At 41.4% G+C, this 1,222-nt stretch carries 2 protein-coding genes; one reads left to right on the top strand and one right to left on the bottom strand.

Going from position 1 to position 1,222, the window contains the following annotated elements:
• Nucleotides 1–71: 71 nt before the first annotated feature.
• Entirely contained in the window at nucleotides 72–731 is a 660-nt protein-coding gene (locus BUB55_RS13755; protein ID WP_234971953.1) for a DUF4007 family protein, read from the bottom strand.
• A 206-nt stretch (nucleotides 732–937) separates the two neighbouring features.
• Here BUB55_RS13755 and BUB55_RS13750 point away from each other — a divergent pair.
• A partial coding sequence (locus BUB55_RS13750) for a hypothetical protein (RefSeq protein WP_143152881.1) occupies nucleotides 938–1,222 on the top strand: 285 nt, incomplete at its 3' end.

The following is a 1,222-nucleotide window of genomic DNA, read 5'->3' as shown; positions in this document are numbered from 1 at the left end:
AAAAGAGCATGAAACTACTTGACAATGAAGCGCTAATAGCCTAGATTTACACCAGTTGGAGACCTGGATTTTCAACTAAAAAAGGGACAAATTCGGTTAAAAGATGAAGCACTCAGAATATTCTTTCTATATAGTTCATTCTTTTTATTCAACACTTCAACAAGGTTCATCTCGCCAAACGGACAATCAATGTTACTTTCAGCAGAAACCTTTGCAGGATTTAATTTATAACGGGGAACATATGTTCCTACAATGCAGTTAAAGTCATCTTCCAGTGTTCTCGTAGTTCCAGATTCTTTTTCATCTTCACCAATATTCATTGAGATGTAATTTCGAATAAAATTCAGGAAATCTTCTTTTGTAAATTCGCTCATCATAAATTCATTGAAGAACACATACCAACTTGTCGCAAGTTCTTTATTCGTCGCAAGTTCATATTGAAGCAATAGCAGCGTTCCCAATTCTTCAATATAACGGTCATTTTCTCGAATTAAATTTCCCAAATCTGTAAATTTCTGGACTCTCTTTGTTGCAGCATTTTCATACGTAATGCCAACTGCCTGCAACCAGTAACGAAGGGACTTAACCATGTTGCTGCCAATTCCAAGCACATCCATCGGATTATTTTCTTTATCTATAAAGACTCGACCTTCGGTCTGCTCAACATATTTAATTCCCTTAGAAAGCCAACCTTTACGGATAAAAAAAGTTTCATGAGCTCTAAATTTCATCTAACGAACCTCTTTCGTTTTCAAATACTTCCCCATCAAACAGCCCATTGCTAAAACAGATTGGTTTACACACATTTTGCAATGAACGCATTTATTTTGAAGATGCCCCAAAGTTAGTTGAAATTTCTGCAACCAAAAAGAAAAAGGTGGTCTCCAACTTGTAAATTTGGTTCAGCAAAAAAACACCAAGCAAGAGGATAACCACCATGATGAAAAGTACAAAAAGAACCCCAAAACTGTCAATCGTCCGCCGCGAAGAAATCGACATTTCGACCAGTATCGGGGTGGTTCTGGCCGACCTTGCCGAACAGGGGAAAAGCTGCCTTGACGCGCTGTCGAGGGAGATGGGCGCAAGGCTCGTGGAGGCGATACTCCTGGCCGAAAGGGAACAGCTCGGCGGTGCAGCATACCACCCCAGGGAGGGCTTCAAGAAGTGGTCCAGCCAGGGCGGTTCCGTGTACATCGCGGGCGGCAAGGCGAAGGTGCGCGTA

Origin of the sequence: Fibrobacter sp. UWP2 (assembly GCF_900141705.1) — a bacterium.
GTDB lineage: Bacteria > Fibrobacterota > Fibrobacteria > Fibrobacterales > Fibrobacteraceae > Fibrobacter.
The sequence above is the reverse complement of the archived record's forward strand: the minus strand, read 5'-3'. Positions and strand labels throughout refer to the sequence as shown.